The sequence below is a fragment of the Methylobacterium sp. HJ2 genome, assembly GCF_056431005.1.
In genome coordinates, this window is the sequence record NZ_JBWJYM010000002.1 from 288175 (window position 1) to 310393 (window position 22219).

25 protein-coding genes are annotated in these 22219 nt (G+C 73.1%); 16 read left to right on the forward strand and 9 right to left on the reverse strand.

Annotated elements, in window-relative coordinates; translation table 11 throughout:
* Positions 1-81: 81 nt before the first annotated feature.
* Positions 82-1680, forward strand: a complete 1599-nt coding sequence (locus ACS5RC_RS05925; protein WP_478342899.1) for a gamma-glutamyltransferase family protein — start codon at positions 82-84, stop codon at positions 1678-1680.
* Between the two features lie 70 nt (positions 1681-1750).
* On the opposite strand, the gene leuC is transcribed toward ACS5RC_RS05925, so the two are convergent.
* Positions 1751-3163: a 3-isopropylmalate dehydratase large subunit gene (leuC, locus tag ACS5RC_RS05930; RefSeq protein WP_478342900.1), complete on the reverse strand. Its 1413-nt coding sequence runs from the start codon at positions 3161-3163 to the stop codon at positions 1751-1753.
* Positions 3164-3441: 278 nt separating this feature from the next.
* On the opposite strand from leuC, the gene oxlT reads away from it, so the two are divergent.
* The 5 genes from oxlT to ACS5RC_RS05955 all read left to right on the forward strand — a co-directional run bounded on the left by oxlT (position 3442) and on the right by ACS5RC_RS05955 (position 7450).
* Entirely contained in the window at positions 3442-4731 is a 1290-nt protein-coding gene (gene oxlT, locus ACS5RC_RS05935; RefSeq protein ID WP_478342901.1) for an oxalate/formate MFS antiporter, read from the forward strand.
* Between the two features lie 153 nt (positions 4732-4884).
* Positions 4885-5079: a hypothetical protein gene (locus ACS5RC_RS05940; protein ID WP_478342902.1), complete on the forward strand. Its 195-nt coding sequence runs from the start codon at positions 4885-4887 to the stop codon at positions 5077-5079.
* Positions 5080-5224: 145 nt separating this feature from the next.
* Entirely contained in the window at positions 5225-5374 is a 150-nt protein-coding gene (locus tag ACS5RC_RS05945) for a hypothetical protein (protein ID WP_478342903.1), read from the forward strand.
* Between the two features lie 205 nt (positions 5375-5579).
* Entirely contained in the window at positions 5580-6578 is a 999-nt protein-coding gene (locus tag ACS5RC_RS05950) for a 2-hydroxyacid dehydrogenase (RefSeq protein ID WP_478342904.1), read from the forward strand.
* The gene (locus tag ACS5RC_RS05955) at positions 6575-7450 is read left to right on the forward strand and encodes an AprI/Inh family metalloprotease inhibitor (protein ID WP_478342905.1); all 876 of its coding nucleotides are present in this window, start codon (positions 6575-6577) and stop codon (positions 7448-7450) included. The genes ACS5RC_RS05950 and ACS5RC_RS05955 overlap by 4 nt, the downstream gene beginning before the upstream one ends.
* Before the next feature lie 9 nt (positions 7451-7459).
* Here ACS5RC_RS05955 and ACS5RC_RS05960 read toward each other — a convergent pair whose 3' ends face one another.
* Positions 7460-8026: a cytochrome b gene (locus ACS5RC_RS05960; protein WP_478342906.1), complete on the reverse strand. Its 567-nt coding sequence runs from the start codon at positions 8024-8026 to the stop codon at positions 7460-7462.
* A gap of 260 nt (positions 8027-8286) precedes the next feature.
* Between ACS5RC_RS05960 and ACS5RC_RS05965 the strand changes: the two genes are divergently transcribed.
* From ACS5RC_RS05965 to ACS5RC_RS05985, 5 genes are all read left to right on the forward strand, one after another.
* Complete coding sequence (locus ACS5RC_RS05965) at positions 8287-8838, forward strand: glutathione peroxidase (RefSeq protein ID WP_478342907.1); 552 nt, start codon at positions 8287-8289, stop codon at positions 8836-8838.
* An 82-nt stretch (positions 8839-8920) separates the two neighbouring features.
* Positions 8921-9070, forward strand: a complete 150-nt coding sequence (locus ACS5RC_RS05970) for a hypothetical protein (RefSeq protein WP_478342908.1) — start codon at positions 8921-8923, stop codon at positions 9068-9070.
* A 220-nt stretch (positions 9071-9290) separates the two neighbouring features.
* Positions 9291-10004 carry a TetR/AcrR family transcriptional regulator C-terminal domain-containing protein gene (locus ACS5RC_RS05975; protein ID WP_478342909.1) on the forward strand — a complete coding sequence of 238 codons (714 nt, stop codon included), beginning with the start codon at positions 9291-9293 and terminating at the stop codon, positions 10002-10004.
* A gap of 133 nt (positions 10005-10137) precedes the next feature.
* Entirely contained in the window at positions 10138-10392 is a 255-nt protein-coding gene (locus ACS5RC_RS05980; RefSeq protein ID WP_478342910.1) for a hypothetical protein, read from the forward strand.
* Positions 10393-10547: 155 nt separating this feature from the next.
* Complete coding sequence (locus tag ACS5RC_RS05985) at positions 10548-12083, forward strand: cation:proton antiporter (RefSeq protein ID WP_478342911.1); 1536 nt, start codon at positions 10548-10550, stop codon at positions 12081-12083.
* Here ACS5RC_RS05985 and ACS5RC_RS05990 read toward each other — a convergent pair.
* A complete protein-coding gene (locus ACS5RC_RS05990) occupies positions 12020-12829 on the reverse strand; it encodes a Crp/Fnr family transcriptional regulator (protein ID WP_478342912.1) in 810 nt (269 codons plus the stop codon). The genes ACS5RC_RS05985 and ACS5RC_RS05990 overlap by 64 nt on opposite strands.
* A gap of 352 nt (positions 12830-13181) precedes the next feature.
* Between ACS5RC_RS05990 and ACS5RC_RS05995 the strand changes: the two genes are divergently transcribed.
* Positions 13182-14000 carry a Crp/Fnr family transcriptional regulator gene (locus tag ACS5RC_RS05995; protein ID WP_478342913.1) on the forward strand — a complete coding sequence of 273 codons (819 nt, stop codon included), beginning with the start codon at positions 13182-13184 and terminating at the stop codon, positions 13998-14000.
* A gap of 13 nt (positions 14001-14013) precedes the next feature.
* Here ACS5RC_RS05995 and gshB read toward each other — a convergent pair whose 3' ends face one another.
* Positions 14014-14964, reverse strand: coding sequence for a glutathione synthase (gshB, locus tag ACS5RC_RS06000; protein WP_478342914.1), 951 nt, complete (start codon positions 14962-14964; stop codon positions 14014-14016).
* Positions 14965-15371: 407 nt separating this feature from the next.
* Positions 15372-15674, reverse strand: coding sequence for a hypothetical protein (locus ACS5RC_RS06005; RefSeq protein WP_478342915.1), 303 nt, complete (start codon positions 15672-15674; stop codon positions 15372-15374).
* Positions 15675-16162: 488 nt separating this feature from the next.
* Between ACS5RC_RS06005 and ACS5RC_RS06010 the strand changes: the two genes are divergently transcribed.
* A complete protein-coding gene (locus ACS5RC_RS06010; protein WP_478342916.1) occupies positions 16163-16369 on the forward strand; it encodes a hypothetical protein in 207 nt (68 codons plus the stop codon).
* 113 nt (positions 16370-16482) lie between these two features.
* Positions 16483-17262 carry a hypothetical protein gene (locus tag ACS5RC_RS06015; protein WP_478342917.1) on the forward strand — a complete coding sequence of 260 codons (780 nt, stop codon included), beginning with the start codon at positions 16483-16485 and terminating at the stop codon, positions 17260-17262.
* 137 nt (positions 17263-17399) lie between these two features.
* On the opposite strand, the gene ACS5RC_RS06020 is transcribed toward ACS5RC_RS06015, so the two are convergent.
* The 3 genes from ACS5RC_RS06020 to ACS5RC_RS06030 form a co-directional block, all read right to left on the reverse strand.
* Positions 17400-17663: a 3',5'-cyclic-nucleotide phosphodiesterase gene (locus tag ACS5RC_RS06020; protein WP_478342918.1), complete on the reverse strand. Its 264-nt coding sequence runs from the start codon at positions 17661-17663 to the stop codon at positions 17400-17402.
* 278 nt (positions 17664-17941) lie between these two features.
* On the reverse strand, positions 17942-18643 hold the full coding sequence (locus ACS5RC_RS06025; protein ID WP_478342919.1) for a hypothetical protein: 702 nt from the start codon (positions 18641-18643) through the stop codon (positions 17942-17944).
* Positions 18644-18908: 265 nt separating this feature from the next.
* Complete coding sequence (locus ACS5RC_RS06030; protein ID WP_478342920.1) at positions 18909-19517, reverse strand: DUF1134 domain-containing protein; 609 nt, start codon at positions 19515-19517, stop codon at positions 18909-18911.
* A 234-nt stretch (positions 19518-19751) separates the two neighbouring features.
* On the opposite strand from ACS5RC_RS06030, the gene ACS5RC_RS06035 reads away from it, so the two are divergent.
* Complete coding sequence (locus tag ACS5RC_RS06035) at positions 19752-20204, forward strand: YHS domain-containing (seleno)protein (protein ID WP_478342921.1); 453 nt, start codon at positions 19752-19754, stop codon at positions 20202-20204.
* A gap of 33 nt (positions 20205-20237) precedes the next feature.
* Here ACS5RC_RS06035 and ACS5RC_RS06040 read toward each other — a convergent pair whose 3' ends face one another.
* Positions 20238-21083: a 3'(2'),5'-bisphosphate nucleotidase CysQ family protein gene (locus tag ACS5RC_RS06040; RefSeq protein ID WP_478342922.1), complete on the reverse strand. Its 846-nt coding sequence runs from the start codon at positions 21081-21083 to the stop codon at positions 20238-20240.
* A 186-nt stretch (positions 21084-21269) separates the two neighbouring features.
* On the opposite strand from ACS5RC_RS06040, the gene chpT reads away from it, so the two are divergent.
* Positions 21270-21998, forward strand: a complete 729-nt coding sequence (chpT, locus tag ACS5RC_RS06045) for a histidine phosphotransferase ChpT (protein WP_478342923.1) — start codon at positions 21270-21272, stop codon at positions 21996-21998.
* Positions 21999-22219: the final 221 nt, after the last annotated feature.

Genomic DNA, 22219 nt, shown 5'->3' on the forward strand with positions numbered 1-22219 from the left:
GCGCCCGCATCCACCGGACGTCTTTCCAGGCGGCGCGCCCTCCCGTAACCCTCAGGCACGATCGGCCTTCAGGAACGCATCATGTCCGAGACCCCCGTCTTCGCGCACGCCGCCGTCGCCGCGCCCCACAGCCTCGCCGCGCAGGCGGGCCGGACAGTGCTCGCGCAAGGAGGCAACGCCATCGAGGCGATGGTGGCGATGGCGGCCTCGATCGCGGTGGTCTACCCGCACATGAACGGCATCGGCGGCGACGGCTTCTGGCTGGTGCGCGACCGGCGCGGCCGGGTGCGCGGCATCGAGGCCTGCGGGCCGGCCGGATCCGGCGCCACCCGCGCGCGCTACCGGGAGAAGGGCTACGACGCCATCCCGGCCCGCGGCCCCGACGCGATGGTGACGGTGGCCGGCGCCGTCGGCGGCTGGCGCCTCGCCCTCGAGCTCTCCCACGCGCTCGGCGGGCGCCTGCCGCTGGACACGCTGCTGGCCGACGCGATCGGCCAAGCCCGCGACGGCGTCCCGGTCTCGCCCTCCGAGGCGCGCTACGTGCCGCAGGAGCTCGACAGCCTGCACGACGCCCCGAACTTCGCCGCGACCTTCCTGAAGGACGGCAAGCCCCTTCCGGCGGGCGAGATCCGCCGCCTCCCGAAGCTCGCCGCCACCCTGGAGCAGCTCGCCCATGCGGGGCTCGCCGACTTCTACCGCGGCGATCTCGGCCGCGAGATCGCCGCCGACCTCGAGCGCCTCGGCGCCCCGGTGACGCGGGCCGATCTCGAGGCCTACCGCGCGGCCGAGCGCGCGCCCCTGACGATCCGGCGGCGCGACGCCACGCTCTACAACTTCCCGCCCCCGACCCAGGGCCTCGCCGCGCTGATGATCCTCGGGATCTTCGACCGGCTCGCCATCGCCGAGGCCGAGAGCGCGGCGCATTACCACGGCCTGATCGAGGCGACGAAGCGCGCCTTCGCGGTGCGCGACGCGGTGGTGACGGATTTCGGCCGGCTGCGGCACGATCCGGCAGCGTTCCTGACGGCCGACGCCCTCGCCCGGGAGGCGGCGCAGATCGACATGCGCCGGGCGGCCCGCGTGCCCCTGCCGGCGCCGGGCCACGGCGACACGGTCTGGATGGGAGCGATCGACAACGACGGGCTCGCCGTCTCCTACATCCAGTCGGTCTACTGGGAATACGGCTCGGGCACGGTGCTGCCGGGCACCGGCATCTGCTGGCAGAACCGCGGCATGTCCTTCTCGCTGGATCCCGCCGCCGTGAACCCGCTGGAGCCGGGGCGGCGCCCGTTCCACACCCTGATCCCGGCGCTCGCCGCCTTCGACGACGGCCGGGCGATGGCCTACGGCAGCATGGGCGGCGACGGCCAGCCGCAATTCCAGGCCCAGATCTTCGCGCGCTACGCCGATTACGGGATGTCGGTGGCCGAGGCGATCGACGCGCCGCGCCTGCTCTACGGGCGGACCTGGGGCGCGCCCTCGCTCAGCGTGAAGGTGGAGGACCGCTTCGATCCCGGCTGCATCGCGGCTTTGCGCCGCCTCGGCCACGAGATCGAGGAGCTCGACGCCCCCTACATCGACTCGCTCGGCCATGCCGGCATGCTGGTGCGCCACCCCCGCGACGGCCGGATCGAGGCGATGCACGATCCGCGCTCGGACGGGGGCGCTTTGGGCCTCTGAGGCGGCGCGCGCCGCCCCGGGATGGGGCCGGCGCGCCGAGGCCCTGACCGGGAGCCTCGACCCTGGGGCCTCAGCCCTGCGGCCACTCCCGGATGTCGACGAAGCGGCCGGCGACCGCCGCGGCAGCGGCCATCGCCGGGGAGACGAGGTGCGTGCGGCCGCGATGGCCCTGGCGGCCCTCGAAATTGCGGTTCGAGGTCGAGGCGCAGCGCTCCAACGGGTTCAGCCGGTCGGCGTTCATGCCGAGGCACATGGAGCAGCCCGGCTCGCGCCAGTCGAAGCCCGCGGCCTTGAGCACCCGGTCGATCCCCTCGGCCTCGGCCTGCGCCTTCACCAGCCCGGAGCCCGGCACCACCATCGCCGAGACCCCGTCATGGACCTTGCGGCCCTCGACCATCCTGGCCACGACCCGCAGATCCTCGATGCGCCCGTTGGTGCAGGAGCCGATGAAGACCCGGTCGAGGGTGATGTCGGTGATCGGGGTGCCCGGCGTCAGGCCCATGTAGGACAGGGCCTGCTCCTTCGACTTGCGCTTGTTCTCGTCGGCGATCGCGGCCGGGTCCGGCACGCGGCCCCGGATCGAGATCACGTCCTCGGGGCTGGTGCCCCAGCTGACGATCGGCGGCAGGGCGGTGGCGTCGAGGCGGACCTCCCGGTCGAACTGCGCCCCCGCATCGGTGACGAGGCTCTCCCAGTAGGCCTGCGCCCGCGCGAAGGCCTCGCCCTTGGGCGCCTTCGGCCGGTCCTTGACGTACGCGAAGGTGGTGGCGTCGGGCGCCACCAGGCCGGCGCGCGCGCCGCCCTCGATCGACATGTTGCAGATCGTCATCCGGCCCTCCATCGAGAGGGCGCGGATGGCCTCGCCGGCGTATTCGATGACGTGGCCGGTGCCGCCCGCGGTGCCGATCTCGCCGATGATGGCCAGGATGATGTCCTTGGCGGTCACGCCGGCCGGCAGGCGGCCGTCCACCGTGACGCGCATGTTCTTCGCCTTCTTCTGCACCAGCGTCTGGGTGGCGAGCACGTGCTCGACCTCCGAGGTGCCGATGCCGTGGGCGAGCGCGCCGAAGGCGCCGTGTGTCGAGGTGTGCGAATCACCGCAGACGATGGTCTGGCCCGGCAGGGTGAAGCCCTGCTCGGGACCGATGATGTGGACGATGCCCTGGCGGCGATCCAGCGCGTCGTAGAACTCGATGCCGAACTCGCGCACGTTGTCGGCCAGCGCCTCCAGCTGCGTGCGGCTCTCCGGATCCTCGATGCCCTTGCTGCGGTCCGAGGTCTGGACGTTGTGGTCGACGACGGCCAGGGTCTTCTCGGGATGGCGCACCCGGCGGCCGGCCGCGCGCAGTCCCTCGAAGGCCTGGGGGCTCGTCACCTCGTGCACGAGGTGGCGGTCGATGTAGAGGAGGCTGGTGCCGTCCGGCTGAACATCGACGACGTGGTCGTCCCAGATCTTGTCGTACAGGGTGCGCGGGTTGGCCATGGCTGTGTTCGCTTGCGGAGGCTGCCGGCGCCTCGCGGGACACCGGACGGTCGAGCCCTTCTGTTTAGGGATTCCGGGCCGGTTTCGAAAGTGGGCGGGCGCGCGGCGCGGCGATGCCTGGGTGGCGCCCGTCGCAGAGATGGGCGACCTCGCCCACCGGTTGACCGCAGCCGCGAGGCATGTACGGGTGTGGTTGCAATTTAATCCGTGGTATATTGCATACAACGAAATTTAATGCTCTTCTGGGGCCGGGAGAAAACGACGAAAGGGAATCCCGGATGGAACGCCACGATCCGCCGGCCGCCAAGTGGTGGCAGCTCAGCTTCGGCATCCTGTGCATGGCGATGATCGCCAACCTTCAGTACGGCTGGACGCTCTTCGTCGATCCCATCGACGCGCAGCACCACTGGGGCCGCACCGCGATCCAGTTCGCCTTCACGATCTTCGTCGCCACCGAGACCTGGCTCGTCCCGGTCGAGGCGTGGTTCGTCGATCGGTACGGCCCGAAGATCGTCGTCTGCTTCGGCGGCGTCATGATCGCGCTGGCCTGGGTGCTCAACGCCTACGCCTCGTCCCTCGTCGTCCTCTACCTCGCGGCCGTGATCGGCGGCATCGGGGCGGGTTCCGTCTACGGCACCTGCGTCGGCAACGCGCTGAAGTGGTTCCCGCATCGCCGCGGCCTCGCGGCCGGCGCGACCGCCGCGGGCTTCGGCGCGGGCGCCGCCGTCACGGTGGTGCCGATCGCCAAGACCATCGCGGCCAGCGGCTACCAGACCGCCTTCCTGTATTTCGGCCTCGGCCAGGGCATCGTCGTGGTGCTGCTGTCCTTCCTGCTGCGCAAGCCGTCGGTGGCGGTGGCGGTGCAGCGCAAGAGCCTGCGCCTGCCGCAGTCGAAGGTCGACCGCACCCCGCGCGAGACCGTGCGCACGCCCGTCTTCTGGGTGATGTACGCGATGTTCGTGATGGTGGCCTCCGGCGGCCTGATGGCGGCGGCCCAGATCGCGCCCATCGCCCACGACTACAAGGTCGCGGACGTGCCGGTGAGCCTGTTCGGGCTGCAGATGGCGGCGCTGACCTTCGCGATCTCCCTCGACCGGATCTTCGACGGCTTCGGGCGGCCGTTCTTCGGCTTCGTCTCCGACAACATCGGCCGCGAGAACACGATGTTCATCGCCTTCTCCACGGCGGCGCTGGCGATCATCGTGCTCACCACCTACGGCGCCAACCCGCTGATCTTCATCTTCGCCACGGCCATCTACTTCGGCGTCTTCGGGGAGATCTACTCGCTGTTCCCGGCGACCTGCGGCGACACCTTCGGCTCGAAATTCGCCACCACCAATGCCGGGCTGCTCTACACGGCCAAGGGCACCGCATCCTTCCTCGTGCCGGTGGCGAGCATCATCTCGGCCCGCTACGGCTGGTCGGCGGTGTTCACGATCATCATCTGCCTCAACGTGGTCGCGGCGGCGCTGGCGATGTTCGTGCTCAAGCCGATGCGGAACCGCTACCTCGCCGCGTCCGAGGCGGCCCCCGCCGCCCGCGAGGCCCAGTCGATCAAGCTCGCCTGAGCCTGATCCCCGGCGCTCCCGCCCGCGGGCGGGAGCGTCGACCGGAACCCGTGCCCGGCCCGGCGCCGGGCACGCCTCCACCCCCTGTCCCGGGATCGGCGGCCGACAGCCCATCGCCCGGCATCGCCGTCTCCGGCAGGCAACGAGGTCGGCATGAACGTACCCGCGATCCTGGCCATCCAGAGCATCCCCTTCGCCGGGCTGGCCCTCGTCCAGAGCAAGCACAAGGATCTGCTCCTGGTGTGCTACATCTGCGCCCTGGGCCTGATCCTCTCCACCATCGCGATCATCGACGATTACTACGGCTTCTCCCCCTTGATCGGGATCTCGGTGGAGGCGCTGCAATAGGGCGATCCGGGTCGCGCGCGGGGCTCCGGGTCGCCGCCCGGCTGGCTATGCAGGCTTTGCAGATCTGATCAGTGGGATGTGGCATACCAAGGTCGATGGTGCGGTGCCATATCCGCTGCATCGCAACCGCCACCAGATCGCTCCGATGACCGCTCTCCTCCTCGCCTCCCTGATCGCCGCGGCCGCCGCCAACATCTCGCTGGTCGCCTACGTGGCCGACCGCCTGAGCCCGACGGACGGCGCCGATGCCGCCTCGCGCGGCTTCTCCGCCGGCAAGGCCGCGCACGCCGCCTGACCGCCGCCGGGCCATCCGCCGCCGTCGTTTTCTTTTGCGGCGCACCATGACGCCGTCGTTCGGCCGGTCCTGCTCGAGGGGCCGGCCGAACGCGTTTCGGGACGTCTCCGCTCCGGGATCCTGCCAGTGAGCGCGTGGCGGCGCTCCGCGCCTCCGACCGGCGCTTGCATCCGGGCGCCGCGAGGGACACAGCACGGAGGCCCGCATGCCGGGCCCAGTGGAGGCTGAACCCGCGTTGACCGACCCCGCCGACATCCTGCTGATCCGGCCGATGCATGCGGCCGTGATCGACGGCCTCGCCAAGGCCTTCACCCTGCACCGTCTCGATACGGCGCCCGACCCGGACGGGCTGCTCGCCGCGGTCGGCCCGCGCATCCGCGGCCTCGCGGTCGGCGCGCAGACCCGGGTCGACGGCGCCCTGATGGACCGGCTGCCGAAGCTGGAGATCGTCGCCAATTTCGGCGTCGGCTACGAGACGATCGACGCGCACGCGGCGGCCTCCCGCGGCATCGTCGTCACCAACACGCCGGACGTCCTCACCGACGAGGTCGCCGACCTCGCCGTCGGCCTCCTGCTGGCGACGCTGCGGCGCATCCCGCAGGCCGACCGCTACCTGCGGGCCGGGCATTGGCCGAAGGCCCCGTTCCCGCTGAGCCCGTCGCTGCGCGGGCGCCGGGTCGGCATCCTGGGTCTCGGGCGGATCGGCCGGGCGATCGCGCGGCGGCTCGAGGGCTTCGGCGTCGAGATCGCCTATCACGGCCGCAACCCGCAGGCGGACGTGCCCTACGCCTACCACCCGACCCTTCTGGGCCTCGCCGAGGCCGTGCAGGTGCTGATGGTGGTGGCGCCGGGCGGGACGGAGACGGTCAACCTCATCGATCGCCCGGTGCTGGAGGCGCTCGGTCCCGAGGGCGTGCTTGTCAACGTCGCCCGCGGCAGCCTCGTCGACGAGGCGGCGCTCGCCGCCGCGCTCCGGGACGGCACGATCCAGGCCGCGGGCCTCGACGTCTTCGCTAACGAGCCGCACGTGCCGGCCGAACTCGCCGCCCTCGACCAGGTGGTGCTGCTGCCCCATGTCGGTTCGGGCTCGCACCACACCCGGGCCGCGATGGGCCAGCTCGTGATCGACAACCTCCTCGCCTGGTTCGCCGGCCGCGGGCCGCTGACCCCGGTGGCCGAGACGCCCTGGACGGCCCGCTCGTGAGGCGGCGCGCGGCACTCGTCGGCCTCGCGCTCCTGGCCGCCGGCCCGGCGGCGGCGCAGGTGCCCGTGCCCGACGCCGTTCCGAACCCCGACGCGGCGCCGGCTCCGGACGCTGCCGTCCCTGCGCCGCCGGCGCCGCCCGAGCCGTCGGCGGCCGGGCGCCTGCCGGACCGGGTCACCGGGGTGCCGGGCACCTGGGACCTCTCGCGCGACGGCACCAACATGCGCTGCGTGATGACGCTCGGCCTCGACAGCGGACCGGCGGGCCGGCGCCTCGGCTTCCCGGCCGGGTGCCGCCGGGCGCTGCCGATCACCGCCACCATGGCCGGCTGGCTGTTCACCGAGGCCGGCGTGCGCCTCGTCGACCGGAACGTGCGGCCCCTGCTGATCTTCACCCGGCGGCCCGACCAGGGCAGCTTCGTCGCCCGCGCCGAGAGCGGCGAGGTCTACAGCCTCGTGCCCCTCGACATCGCGGCGATGCGCCCGGCCGAGCCCGAACCCGCCGCGCCGCCCGCCGCGCCCTCCGCGCCGGACGGCGCGGCAGGCGCTGCGGGCACGCTCCGCCAGCCCGCCGCTCTGCCGGCGGCGGAGGGCGTGCGGCCGGCGCCCGGGCTCTACGCGCTCGACCGCTACCGCGACCAGGACGTCTGCCGGCTCGACCTGGAGGCCGCCGCGGGCGTGCGCCTCCTGCCGGGCTGCCGCGACAGCGGCATCGAGGTGTTCGCCCCGGTCTCGTGGTCCTTCGCCAACGGACGCCTGACCCTGAAGGCGAAGCGCGGCCACACGGTCAGCCTCGTCCCCAGCGGCGAGGGGACCTGGCGGCGCGACCCGGAGACCGGCGCGACCTTCATCCTGCGTCGCCTCGATCCCTGAGCCCGGGCCTCAGCCGACCCGGTCCTGCACCGGCATCATGCGCTCGTGCAGGCCGTCGCGGCGGACCATCACGTGCCAGACGGTCGCCAGGATATGCAGGCCGACGAGCCCGTACACCGCCCATTGGCCGACGAGATGAATCGCGGCGAACGTTTTCTGCAGGCCCTCGTCCTTGGTCAGGCCCGGGATGGTGAACAGCCAGAAATACGGGGTGGCCCGGCCTCCGAAGGCGCTCAGCAGGTACCCGCTCACGGGCATCACCAGGAACACCGCGTAGAGCAGCCAGTGGTTGATCCGGCCGAGCACGGCGAGGGCGGTGGGCATCCGCGGCTCGGGCGGGGCGGGCTGCCGGGCGCGCCAGAGGATGCGGGCGGCGACGAGGGCGAGGAGGGTGAGGCCGACGGACTTGTGGAGCACGAACAGGGGGCCCTTGCTCGGCGCGTCGGGCGCGAGGCTGGTGGCGACCCAGGCCAGAGGCAGGACGGCGGCGACGAGGAGCGCGGTGAGCCAGTGCAGCGCCTGGGAGACCGGATGGTAGCGCGGCATGCCCGAGGCGGTGACATAGGTGGGCGGCATCGGAGTCTCTCCTCCCGGAGGGATCGTTCTCCGTTCACCTAGAGTGCCTTTGGCCGAAGGGGATGCCGGCCCGGCGCATGAAAGCCCCGCCCGACGCAGGTCCAGCGCCGGGCCCGGGGCAGGGATCGCGGGGGACCGGGAATGCGGTCCGTCCGTCGGGCGCCTCCGCGCGGGCCGCGATGTCGCGGGGCGTGGACCTGCGCCGCCGCGGCGCTAGACTTTCGCCGACGCGGCGAAGAACCGCCTCCGGGAATCACGCCATGACCCTTCTGCGACGCGAGGCCCTCGTCCTGATCGGCGCCGCCCTGGCGGGGGGCGCCCGCGCGGCCGGCGAACGGGCCACCGCCTTCGCCTTCGACCGGCCCGAGGGCGGGGCGATGCCGCTCTCCGCCTATGCGGGGCGCCCGATCCTCATCGTCAACACCGCCACCGCCTGCGGCTTCGCCGGCCAGCTCTCCGGCCTCCAGACCCTGTGGACCCGGTTCCAGGACCGGGGCCTCGCGGTGATCGGCGTGCCCTCGCCGGATTTCGGCAACCAGGAGCCCCTCGACGGCCCCGCGATCGCCGAGGCCGCGCGGAAGAACCACGGCGTCACCTTCCCGCTCACCGCCAAGACACGGGTGAAGATGCCGCGCGCGCACCCGTTCTACGCCTGGGCGGCCGAGCAGCGGCCGGGCGAGACGCCGCGCTGGAACTTTCATAAGTACCTCGTCGCCCGCGACGGCAGCTTGGCCGGAGCCTTCGCCACGCAGGTGGAGCCGACCGATCCGCGCGTGATCGCGGCGATCGCGGCCGAGCTCGACAAGGCCTGACGCGTCCCCGGGCCGGCGCGCGGAAGCGGGCCGTTAACCCGCGTCGGCGATGCTTCCCGCACCCGCAGCGGGAGGACGCGCGATGGACCGGATCTATCACGGCCTGGAGACCGGATTGCTCGGCCTCACCCTGGGGCTGGTGCTCGCCGCCTTCACCGCCTTGGCGGTGCCGCGCGAGACCGCCGGCCATCTCGCGATCAGCCTGCCGATGCTGACGGTCACGGCGCCCTGAACCGACGGCCGCGCGCCGGCGGCAGCGCCGCTCGGGACCGGAACCGGGCCGGGTCTCGATCGCGGTCTCGGTTTCGGTCTTGGTCGGCCCCGGAACCGCCTTGACCGGCCGGCGATTTGTCGAGACCACAACCTTCGGTGGTGTCGGTCCTTCGGGGCGACGGGACCGGCAGTCCTGCGGCCGGTCCGGGGCCGGAGGGCTCGGACAAGGGGACCGGGACGTGAGCGCGAAGGATCTGACTGCGCCGCGCCGCCTCGGACGGCCGCCGCGCGGGAGCGAGGGCGAGGCGACGCTGCGCCTCCTGGCGGCGGCCCGGCCGATGTTCCTGGCCCAGGGCCTCGAAGCCGCGAGCCTCGACGCGATCGCGGCGGCGGCCGGCATCTCGAAGAAGACGATCTACGCGCGCTTCGCCTCCAAGGTGGACCTGTTCGAGGCCGTCTGCGTGCGCTTCATCGAGGAGAACGTGCCGGCCATCGAGCGGGTGGCCATCGCGGGCGGACCCGTCGCCGGGCGCCTGCAGCGGGTCGCGCTCGCCCTGCTCGAGGTCGCCCTCACCCCGGATGCCATCGCCATGCGCCGCATCATCGTGGCCGAAGCGGGCCGCTTCCCCCAGCTCGCCCGGCTGCTGAACGATGTCGGCATCGCCCGCGTGCTCTCCCTGGTCGAGCGCTGCCTGGACGAGGGCGCGGAGGCCGGCGAGATCGCAGTCCGGGACGTGCGGCACGCGGCGGAGATGTTCGTGAGCCTGACGGTGCGCGGCTTCATCGACCGCGCCGAGCTCGGGCTTGAGCGGCCCGGCCTCACCCATGTGAAGCGCGAGGCGCTCCGGCGCGCCATCGATTTCTTCCTGCGGGCCTGTCGGCCGGATACCAGCGCCGCGGTCCCGCCGAGCCAGGGCCTGCACGAGGCGCCCTGCCCGCCGGGCGCGGCGTGATCCGGCGGACGGGCAAAAGGAACCGCCCCGGGACCTTTGCATTCTGTCGTCTCGGCACTCAATCGCCCCAGGACAGGATCCGGCCGCCTCGGGCCCGGTCAGGTCGGTGGGGGCGCAGCAAGGACGGCGGCGAATGCGCGGCATCTTGGTACTGGCGACGGGGATCGCCCTCCTGGGAATTGGGACGGCGCCGTCCCGCGCGGGCGAGGAGGAACAGGCCGCCCTGTGCCGGGGCGACGTGATGCGTCTCTGCATGAGCGAGATCCCGGACCGGGGCCGGATCGTCGCCTGCATGAGCGTGAAGCGTGCGAGCCTCAGCCCGGGCTGTCGCGCGGCCTTCGACGGCGGCACGCGCGCCCAGGGCGGGCAGCGGACCGCCCTGCGCTGAGGCGGGATCGGTGCCGGCGGGGGAACGCCGGCCCCTCCCGGACGAGGCGGCGTCTGCGCGCAGCTTAGGCTCGCGACGCCGGGAAGTGCCTATAAAAGAGACGCGCCGGCCCTCGGATCGATGGAACGGGCCGGCGACGAGACCCTTTCCTGAGCATGCTGATCTTCGAATGGGTCGTCGGCGTGCTGTTCGGCGCGGTTCTTCTCGCGTCGCTGGCGCGCCGGGTCGGCGCTCCCTACCCCGCCTTCCTCGCTCTCGGCGGCGTCGCCCTCGCCTTCACTCCGGGGGTCCCGAACCTCGCCCTCGACCCGAATCTCGCGCTGGCGCTGTTCCTCGCGCCCGTCCTGCTGGATGCGGGCTACGACATCTCGCTGCGCGACCTGAAGGCCAATTGGCGCCCGATCGGGGGTCTGGCGCTCGGCGCCGTCGCGGCAACGACGCTGGCGGTCGCCGTGGTGGCGCATCTCCTCGTGCCCGAGATGCCGTTCTCCGCCTGCATCGTGCTGGGGGCCGTGGTGGCGCCCCCGGACGCGGTGGCGGCCCTCTCGGTGCTGCGCCACGTCAACCTCCCCCACCGGCTCACCACCATCCTGCAGGGCGAGAGCCTGCTGAACGACGCCGGCTCGCTCCTGATCTACCGCCTCGGCGTGGCCGCGGTGCTGGCGGGACATTTCGATCCCGCCGAGGTGGCGCCGACCTTCCTGCTCGGGGTCGTCGGCAGCCTGATCGCGGGCCCATGCCTCGCCCGGCTGTTCACCATCGGCGCCCACCGCTTCCCCGACGCGGCGAGCGCCATCGTGATGCAGTTCGTCGCGGCCTTCGGCATCTGGATCCTGGCCGAGCGGCTCGAACTCTCGGGCGTGCTCACGGTCGTCACCTTCGCGATCACGGTGGCGCGCTACAGCCCCGGCATCACCACGCCGCGCACCCGCATCATCTCCTACGCGGTCTGGGACACCGCGGTGTTCGTGCTCAACGTGCTGGCCTTCGTGCTGATCGGGATCCAGATCGGACCGATCCTCGAGCGGCTCACGGGGGCCGACCGCGCCACGGCCCTGATGCTCTCCGCCGCCGTCTTCGCCACCGTCGTGCTGGTGCGCATCCTCTGGGTCCTGCCGGCCAACAGCCTGCGCGGGCGCGGGCGGACGTCGGGCGCCGACGCCTCGATCGGCCTGCGGCCGGCCTTCGCGGTCGCCTGGGCGGGCATGCGCGGGATCGTCACCATCGCCACGGCCCTCGCCCTGCCGTCGGGCTTTCCGAAGCGCGACCTCATCGTCTTCGTGGCCTTCTGCACCGTGCTGGGCACCCTCGTGGTGCAGGGCCTGACGCTGAGCCCGCTGCTGCGCTGGCTGCGCCTGGAGGATGACGACCTGGTCGGGCGCGAGACCGGCCAGGCGCGCGCCGACGCCTATGCGGCGGCCCTCGATAGCCTCGGCGACGCGGCGGACGACAGCGTGGCGGCCCTGCGGGCCGAGTTCGCGGCGGCGCTGAAGGAGGCCGAGAGCCACGAGGAGGGCCTCGCGCCCGAGAGCCTGCCCTCGGACGCCGCCCGGCGCCGGGCGATCGCGGCCGCGCGCGACACGGTGCTGCGCCTGCGCCGCGAGGGCCGCATCGGCGACGACGCCTATTACAGGCTGGAAGAGGAGTTCGACTGGGCCGAGTTGAACGCCACGCCGCGCGCGGAGGCCTGAGGCTCGCCGATCAGCCGGGCATAGGCGGCCTCGGCCACGCCGTAGCTCCCTTCCGTCAAGGCCGCGAGGCCGGTGCGGTCGAGGATCAGGATCCGCTTGCGCCGCCCGCGGATCAGGCGCGCGCCCTCTAGTGCCTGGAGCGCGAGGGTCACCCCGGCGCGGCGGGTGCCGAGCATCATCGACAGGAAGGCGTGGGTCAGCGGCAATTCGTCGACGCCGAGCCGGTCGTGGCACATGAGCAGCCAGCGCGCGAGCCGCCCCTCGAGGTTGAGCGCGGCCTGCGCGAAGACCGCCTCGCCGAGTTGCAGCATCTGGGTGTGGATGTAGGCGAGCAGCCGGGCCCGCAGGGTTCCGCTGCTGGCCAGGACCGCCCGCAGATCGGGAGCCGCGACGAGCCAGCCCTCGCCCGGCATCTGCACCGTGCAGGCCTGCGACAGCCGGGCATCGCCGAGGAGCACCGGCGCGGCGCCGACGAGCCCTTCCGGCCCCACCACGTCGAGCTCGACCCGGGTTTCGCGGTGCACGAGGGCCAGGGAGGCGAAGCCGGATTCGATGAAGCAGCAGTTCGACACCGTCTCGTTCGGGACGAGGAGGGCGGCCTGCGCCGGGAGCGAGACCCGGCGCAGATGCGGCGCGAGCAGCGCGAAATCGGCCGGAGGGAGGGCGCGCAGGAGCCGGTTCCGGAGCCGCGCCTGCTGGGGCAATCCGTCACCCATCCGATCGGGCTCGGGCGAAAGCTCGATCATCCTCTCCACCGATGTTCTCTTACCGGGCCATCAGAGGTCTTAATCGAATGCGAAGCACATCGAACAGGCGTGAATTGTCAGCATGAACAACTGAAGACCTGATCCATGTTAAACCTCAAGCCATTCTTGCCTCCTTGGTTCGGTATCGAACAGAAGCACCTCCGCCTCTGGCGCGGCGTCTGTCGCCTTCCTAGAAACTGCGGCATGACACTATCCAGACGCGTCAATCGTTCATTCACGGCGTGCAACGGGGGCGGGCGCAGGGCCGCCGGCCACGCGTGAACCCGTGATGCGGCTCTCGGATCCCCATAGCCTTGCCGCACCGGCGTTCGGAGACCCGGAGCCCGGATCCGTGGGCGACCGCCACGATCCGGGCTCCGGGGCAGGCCCGGCGCACCCGCTGCCCGATCTCGGGCTCCCGGGCGGCGAGGGGCTCGGCACGGATCTTCCCCTGATACGCAAGCTCGCGCATTTCGTTCCGCTGACGGAGGCCGACCGCGCCGCGCTGGCGCGGGCCTGCGGCCGGCCACGCGGGATCGCGGGACAGACCGAGCTGGTGCGGCAGGGCGCCCTGGCGGATTCGGCCGTGGTGGTCCTGCGCGGTTTCGCCTGCCGCGTCCGTCATCGTCCGAGCGGCGCCTGCCAGATCCTGGCCTATCTGCTGCCGGGCGACCTCTGCGAACCGGACCTCGCCTTCGCCCAGCCGATGGACCACGTCCTCAGCACGCTCTCGACCTGCACGGTGGCGCGGATCCCGCGCGAGACCTTCCTGACGCTGCTCGAGATGCATCCGAACATCGACCGGGCCCTCCGCCTGTCGCAGACCGTCGATGCCGCCATCGCCCGGGAATGGCTGGTGAGCCTCGGGCGCCGCTCGGCCCGCGAGCGTCTCGCCCACCTGTTCTGCGAGTTGCTGGTGCGGCTGCAGGCGGTCGGGCTCGCGGGCTCGGATTCCTACGAGCTGCCCCTGACGCAGGTGAACCTGTCGGACACCCTGGCGCTGACGAGCGTGCATGTGAACCGGACGCTGCGCGAGATGCGCCGCGAGGGTCTGATCGAGCTGAAGGGCCGGCGCTTCGTCATCCGCGACATGGAGCGCCTGCGGGCGATCGCCGAATTCAACGACGCCTATCTGAGGCCCGCCGCCGCCCTGCCCCAGGCCCTCGGCTGAGCGGCGGGGCCCGTCAGGCCCGTGCGGCGAGCCGCGCCTCGATCGCGTCCCAGACCGAGACCGCGAGATCCGGCCCGCCGAGGCGGCGGATCGCCCGGATGCCGGTGGGCGAGGTGACGTTGATCTCGGTCAGGTGCCCGTCGATCACGTCGATGCCGACGAGGATCAGGCCGCGCCGCCGCAGCTCGGGCCCGATCGTCGCGCAGATCTCGCGCTCGCGCTCGGTGAGCTCGGAGGCGTTGGCCGCGCCCCCCCGCACTAGGTTCGAGCGGATGTCGTTGAGGGCCGGCACCCGGTTGATCGCCCCCATCGGCTCCCCGTCGACGAGGATGATGCGCTTGTCGCCCTCGGTGATCTTCTCCAGGAAGCGCTGGATCACCCAGGCCTCCCGGAAGGTGGTGGCGAAGAGATCGTACATCGAACCGAAATTCGGGTCGGTCTCGGCGACGCGGAAGACCGCGGCGCCGCCGTGCCCGTGCAGCGGCTTCATCACGACGGTGCCGTGCTCGCGCCGGAAGGCCTCGATCTCCGCCTTGTCGCGGCTGATCAGGGTGGGGGGCATCAGCTCGGGGAAATCGAGGACGAAGAGCTTCTCGGGGGCGTTGCGCACCTCGGCCGGGTCGTTGACCACCAGCGTCCGCGGGTGGATCCGCTCCAGCATGTGCGTGGCCGTGACGTAGGCCATGTCGAAGGGCGGGTCCTGGCGCATCAGCACCACGTCGGCCTCGGCGAGATCGATGCGCTCGATCGGTCCGAGGCTCGCATGCGCGCCCTCGACGTCCCGCACCGTCAGGGACTCCACCCGCGCGACGACGCGCCGCCCCTGCAGCGAGAGCCGGTCGGGCGTGTAGTAGAGCAGGCGGTGCCCCCGCGCCTGCGCCTCGAGCAGCAGCGCGAAGGTGGTGTCCCCGGCGATCTTGATCGCCTGGATCGGGTCCATCTGGACAGCCACGGTGAGGGCCATGAGCGGGGCCTTGTCGGATCTGCGCCGCGGCGCGGGGGTCGGACCCGCGCGGGCGCGGAGCGCGGGCGCGCGGGGAGAGGCGAGACGGAGGTGCCGCCGGCCCCTCCGGGGTCCTGAGATGGGAACCGCCGATCGGGATTGCACCCGGCGGGATCGGCTCGTGTCCTGCGGGGCCGGAGGCGGCCGCCGACCGCTCGGCGCGAGGGGCTCGCGCGGGGACGGGCATGCCGCCCATCGGGACGGTGCGCGCAGGCCGCGAGAGCCGGAGGACGCGAGGGCGGCCGACCCGAAGGGGCCGGGTTAGGAGCGCCTCACACCAAACCCCCGATCAGCGGGAGCCCTCCCGCCGTCTGCAGCCTCTGCACGCGTCGGCGCGGCGACGGTTCGCGGGCGGCTCCGATCGGCTCCTATTCCTCGGGCATCGACTTGCTGCCGGTCCGGCGGTCGTAATCGCCGATGGCGGAGCGGCACTCGGGCGAGAGGCGCTTGCGGTTGCGCGTCATGCAGCGCTCGGCATCGGGGCTGTTGGGATCGACGCCGGCGCAGAGCCGGAAATAGTCGTTGGCGCAACCGAGCTGCAGGCCCTGATCGTCGCGCTGGGCCTGGGCCGGCGCCGCCGCGAGGATCGTGAGCGCGAGCGGCAGGAGGCCCAGGGACAGGATCGTGCGGGCCGCTGCCGAGCGCGGGAATCGTGCCGTGTCCAATCGCATCCAGCCGTGTCCTTGCATGTTCGATGGCGAAGTTCGTGCGTGGCCCGGCATATCGGGCCGCAGCGCCGGTAGGCAAGCGTCAGGATAGCGCGGCGGTTCCGGGCCGCGGTGCCGGGTTCGACCGCCGGCGGAGCCGGTGCCCGGGCGGGGATCCGGGCCTGCCAAGAAAATGGCCCCGCCCCAGGATCGGGTGCGGGGCCAGTCTTAGGGAGGAAACGCCCGCCATGGGCTGAGAAGCCGATGCAAGCGCCGCGCCAGCACGCCCCGAAGCCCCGTCCGCGCGCCGGCCGGAGGTCGCCGGGGCGGGCCGCGATCCCGGCGGGGTGGCGCCTCCGCAACGTCGGCGGACGCGGTCGACGCCCGCGATCCGCCGGGGCCGGGCCATCAAGCTTCCGTTAACCACCGCATGCTGATCTGCCGCCATCGCTCTTGCCGACGCCCTTCGAGGGGCCCGGGCGACCTCGTCCGGATCGCCGACAGGTGCCAGAATGCTGCTCTCGTCCTACCTCGCCCTGCCCCCGACCCTCCCGCGCCCGGCCAACGAGGAAGTCGCGCCGCGGCGGCCCGCGGCGCGCCCCGCGACGATCGTGCCGTTCCCGGCGGCCCAGCGACCGCGCATCCGGCGCGAGGCCGGGGGGCATCGCGGCGAGATCCTGCTGTTCCTCGGCGTGCGCTACGAGCGCCGGGCCTCCTGAACCCGTATTCCTCCCGCGGGGCGCGGCGCCCGGACGGAGAGCTGAGCGAGACGGTGGCCATGGCCGAGACCGCGCCTGAGGCAAAGGGTGGGAGCGCCGGCGCGGCTTCGCGGATGGCTGCCGGATCCGTGCTCGCCGCGCTGCTGACGCTGCTCGCGGCCTGCGCGCAGGAAGGCGATTTCGGCCGGCCGCGCGCGGGCGCCTGGAACGCCCTGGTCGACACCACCGGCACGATCGCGGCGCATGAGCGCGGCGAGCCCGCTTCGCTCGCCCCCTTCACCGACGACGAGGCCGCCCTGCGCGACCGCGCCTGGCGCTTCCTGATGCCGGCCGCGCCGCGGGCGGCGTTCCTCGACGCGGCGGCGAACCTCGCGCGGGCGCGGGTCGTGCCGCCGGGCTGGTTCCCACAGGATCCGGCCGCCTATCTCGAGGGTCTCACCGCGGGGCCGGTGCAGTCGCCCGTCCCGCTCTACCGGCGACTGGCGGACGACGCGGTGGCGGATGCGCGCCTGGTGGCGCCCTTCGGGGACATCGCCGCCCGGGTGATCGCGGCCGATGCGCGCCGCCTGCGTGCCCTGCCCCTCGCGCGGACGCTCGACGACTGGGACGTGCGGCGGGCCGCCCTGCGGGTCGCCGAGAACCGCTGCCTGATCGCCTGGGTCCGTCTGGAGACGGGCGCGCGGATCGGCCGCTACCGTTACGCCCTGGAGCACCTGTTCGCGGCGCTGCCCGCGGCGGAGGCGGTGCAGGCCGAGCGGGCGGTGACGGACTTCGCCGCCCGGCGCGGCCTGCTCGACCCCCTGCTGCCGCCGGACGCCGCCGCCCGCTGCGGGCTCGTCCCCGCGGGACAGCCGGCGGCGGAGCGCCTCGGCCCGCTGGTGGTGAAGGACTGACCCGGCCCGGCGGCGCCGGGTGGGACGTGTCCCGGGCCCAGACCGCCGCGAGGGCTGATGCCGCGGCGAAACGCGGATCCGGCCCCGTCGTCGCCAAGGTGCGATCCCGGGCCGAGCCGGATCCGGCGGACGAGGTTCTAGCCGCGCTTGCCCTTGGTGGTCTGGCTCGCCTGATAGGCGTCGATCGCACGGCGGCAGTTCTCCGAGAGCTGCTTCCAGTTCTTCTCGAAGCAGGCGTCCAGGGCCGGATCTTCCGGAGCGAGGTTGCCGCAATAGTTCAGATAATCGCCGGTGCAGTATTTCTTCAGGGTCTCGTTGCCGCGCTTGGTCTGCTGCGCCGCGGCCGGCAGGACGAAGGCGGCACCCAGGGCCAGGGCGACGATCGTACGCTTCAACACCATGGTGGCTGGTTCCATTCGTGCGAGTCGGGAGGAGATGACGCTGCGATGATGCCTTCGCGTGGTCGAAACAAGGCATCGTCGCCGTGATTCGCGCGGGCGTCCTGCATTCTCGGCAGGCCTGATGGAGGGCAAACGTCGGGAGGGCAAGACTGCGGGAGAGCGGAAGTCGGGAGGGCAGGACGTCCGGACGGGATGCCCGGACGGCGCGGAGCGGCCCGCTCGCATCCGCGAGGGCCGGCCGTCCGTCGGGAGAGGAATGCCTGGACCCCGGCGCGGGTTCAGCGGCCGGCCGAGACCACGGGCGAGAAGCTGCCGACGGCGGGCATGCGCTCGCGCCGGGTCAGGGCATCGGCGACCTCGCCGATGCGGGCCCGGAGCTCGGCGTTCTCGCGCTCGACCTCGGACCCGCGCGCCGACAGGGCCTGGGCCAGCGCGTCCTCGGCCGCCGCGAGGCGGTGGCGGAGATCCGCCCGCTCATCGGCTCCCGGATCGGCCCCGGCGGCCTCGGACGCCGGCACCGCGCGCCGCGCGGCGAGCAGCCCTTCGAGCAGGTCGGCATGCGCCTCCTCCAGGGCGCGCAGGGTGGCGAGGCTCAGCGACCCGTCGGCGCGCGCCGTCTCCAGCTCGGCCTCGAGGCGGGCCTTGTGCGCGAGACCGTCGGCCACCGCCGCGCTGCGCCGGTCGAGTTCCTGGGCGAGGCGGGAGACCTCCATGGCGCGGGCGCCGATCTCGGCCATGTCGGCGTGCCGCTTGGCCCGCACCGCCTCCACGGTGCGCTCCAGGCGTCGCTGCTGGACGGCGAAGCGCGCGCGCAGGAAATCGCGCTCGGCGGCGATCTCGGACGGGGCCAGCGGCAACAGAGCCTCCGCCCGACGCCGGGCGAGGCGCGCGGCGCGCGCGTTGAGCACCGGCAGGAACAGGAGGCCGAACAGGCTCGCGGCCAGGAAGCCGAGAGCGAAGATCATCAGGGTTTCGATCACGCCTTGGGACCGCTCGTCGATCGCGCCGGGCGGCCGGGCCCGGCGCGGCCCGGGGCCGGGCCGGGCCTCATTCTAGCCGAAGCAGGTTGCCGGGGGCCAGCCCGGTCTGGACGGGCCGATACTGGGCCGTGACCCGCAGATCCGGAGAAAGACCTGCGCGCTACCTTGGCCCCGGCGAGCGTCTGCCTTGCCGAACCGGCCATCCCCCCGGCGAACCCCGGTGCCGGAAGGCCATGGGCGCGTCGACCTCGGCCCGCAAAAGGGCTCAGAACGGGTTCCAGGTCGGCTGGTCGGTGAATTTCAGGTAGCCGACATTGATGCCGAGGCGGGCTCCGACGCCGGTGCGGATCGGCACGACCACGATCTTGCCGTTCGTCACCGCCGTCATGCCGAAGCCGCCGACGAGATAGGCCGAGCCGTCCACTCCGCCGAAGCGGCGGTACAGGCTGCGCACGGCCGGCAGGTTGTAGACGAGCATCATCGTGCGCGCGCCCTCGCCGCCGAGGTCGAAGCCGAGCGAGGGGCCCTGCCAGTAGACCCGGCGCTGGCCGGCATTGCGGGTGTAGAGCGTGCCCTCGCCGTAGCGCAGGCCGCCGACGATGGCCCCGGAGGCCTCCTGGCCCAGGATGTAGCCGTTGGGCTCGCCCCAGCGCCGGGTCGCCTCCTCGACGGTGAGGGCGAGCCCGCGGGAGACGGAGCCGAAGAAGCGATGCCCGCTCTCGACGATCTCGCCGGGGCGGAAGGAATCCGGCATGCCCGGATCGTCGCCGGGGCGCGCCTCGGACGGTCCCGCCCCGAGGGCGAGGCCGGCGGCGAGCGCGGCGAGGCCCGACAGGACGCGGCGCCGTCCGGCGCGGTGATGCTCTGGTGCCATGGTGCTTCCTCCTCGGCGCCGTCCCGGCCCGACCGCCCTGCCCGCCTGACCGCCCTGCCCGGCTTGCGCGGCCATCTTGCCCCGTCACTTCGCCCGGCCCAATCGCCCGATCGCCGCGCCCGGCAGTCGATTCGGCCGCGCGATTGCGGCAAACCGGCGGTCGCGATCCGCGACCGGTTGGCGCCGGGCCCTCCCGCCGCCGGATCGGCGTCATCACGGCGGAACGGAGTGAAAATGTGGTTAACGCGCCGTAGCCTCCGGGCCCTCCCGCTGCTGGCGATCCCCGGGCCGGCCCTGGCGGAGCCGCCCGCCGCGGCGCTGGCGCTGCGCGGCTTCGATCCGGTGAGCTATTTCCTGCCCAGGGGCCCGCAGGCCGGGCTCGCCCGCTTCGAGACGCCGTGGCGGGGTCTCGCCTGGCGCTTCGTCTCGGGCGCCAACCGAGCGGCCTTCCTGGGCGCACCGCAGGTCTACGCGCCGCGGCTGGGCGGCTACGACGCGGCGGGCGTGCTGGTCGGGCGGCGGGTCGACGCCGACCCCCTCGTCTTCGCGCTCGTCGGCGAGCGGCTCTACCTGTTCCGGGATGACGCGCGCCGCGCGCGCTTCCTCGCCGACCTCGCGGAGCAGCCGGACCTGGTCGCGCGCACGGAGGCGGCCTGGTCCCGGCTCGACCGGCCGGGGCGCGATTAGGGGGCCGTCCGCCGAGGCGCCGCCCGGCGCGCCTCAGGCCGCGCGCACCGGCAGGGCGAGGCGCGGGGCGAGGCGCGGGTCGGCGAAGGCCGCGAAGGCGCCGTTGCGGTAGCCGGCGGCGAGCCCCCCATAGGCGATCGCCCGGCCGGCCGGCGTCACCACGCAGCCGCCCGCGGTGGTGACGATGTGGTCGCCCGCCGCCGTGTCCCACTCCATGGTCGGGCCGCAGCGCACGTAGAGATCGGCCTCCCCCGCCGCGAGCAGCCCGAACTTCAGGGCGGAGCCGACCGCGCGCTCCTCGGCGATGGGCAGGGTGGCGAGGCAGGCCGCGGTCTCGGGGTCGCCGTGCCGCCGGCTGCCCAGCGCCACGAGGCCCGCCTCCGGCAGCGCGCGCGCGCGGACCGGCCGCGGGCCGCCCGGCCGGCTGTCGATGACGGGCGCCTCGAAGCAGGTTCGGCCCGCGTGCCAGACCCGGCCGAGACCCGGCGCGGCGAGCGCCGCCGCGACCGGCCGCGCGCCCGCGATGAGGGCGATGTTGACGGTGTATTCCGGGCTGCCCGCGAGGAACTCGCGCGTCCCGTCGAGGGGATCGACGAGGAAGAAGTGGCCGGCCGGCGCCACGTCGCGGCAGGTCTCCTCGGCGATCACGGGCAGGCCCGGGAAGCTCTCGGCGAGGGCGGCCAGGATCAGCGCCTCCGCCTCCAGATCGGCGACGCTCGCGGGGGATCCGTCGGCCTTGAGGCTGTGGCTGCAGCCGTGGCGGTGATGGTGGCGCAGGATCTCGCCCGCCGCGCAAGCGATCTCGGCGAGGCGCAGGGCGACGGTCCCGGGATCCTCGCCCGTCTCCGCCGCCGTCCCGGATGCCGCCGCGCCCGCCATGCCCCCGTCATGCCCGAGGGGCGGTCCGGTGTCGAGCCGGCGCTTTCCAAACTTCGCGCGGGACTCTATCCGTGCAGCCCGAGACCTGATGTGAGACACCCGGCGAACCCGCCTCGCGACCCGTGTGGGAGCCGCGCGGCCGACGGCACGGCGGGGCCGGATCATCCGAAACGCCCGGAGCGTGCCATGACCACCGTGAACCTCGAAGCGCTCGACCTCTCCGCCCTGCTCTGCTCGCGCGTCTGCCACGATGTGATCAGCCCGGTCGGCGCGATCGTGAACGGGCTCGAGGTTCTGGAGGACGACCAGGACGAATCGATGCGCGAGTTCGCCCTCGACCTGATCCGCAAGAGCGCGCGCCACGCCTCGGCCCGGCTGCAATTCGCCCGCATCGCCTTCGGGGCCGCCGGCTCCGCCGGGTCCTCGATCGATCTGGCGGATGCCGAGAAGGTCTCGCGCGGGATGTTCGCCGACGAGAAGACCCAGCTCACCTGGAGCGCGCCGCAGGCGCTGTTCCCGAAGAACAAGGTCAAGCTGCTGCTCAACCTCGTGATGCTCGCCACCGCGGCGATCCCGCGCGGCGGCCTGATCGACGTCAAGGTCAGCGGCGAGGGCGACGCCCCGACGCTGCTCCTGGTCTCCAAGGGCTCGCACGCCCGCATCCCGCCCCACGTCGAGGCGCTGATGGCCGGGACCTCGGAGACCGGCACCGTCGATGCGCACGGGATCGTGGCGTACTATGCCGGGCTCGTCGCCCGCGCCGCGGCGATGCAGGTGGCCTTCTCGATCGAGGGCGACACGGTCACGATCCGCGCCGAGCCCGCCGCCGTCCCGGCAGCCCCGGAGGCGCCCGCCGACGCGCCGGAGGAGGCGCGCCCCTCCGACAGCGAGCCGTCGGACACCGCGCTGGCCTGACGCCGCCGCCAATCCGCAAGCACATCTCGGCCCGGCGCGACGCCCGCCCGGCCCGATACTGCTTCAGCGCCCGCGTCCGCACCGCGATCAAGAGGATTGCGGGACCGATCCGGGCCTGTAATCCATCGCCGGGTCGGGCCAGGAATGACAGGAACTGTCGCTTCGGCCCGCAACGCATCGGAAATTTGCAACGCTTTCCTAACCCGCCGGCCTCACAGTGA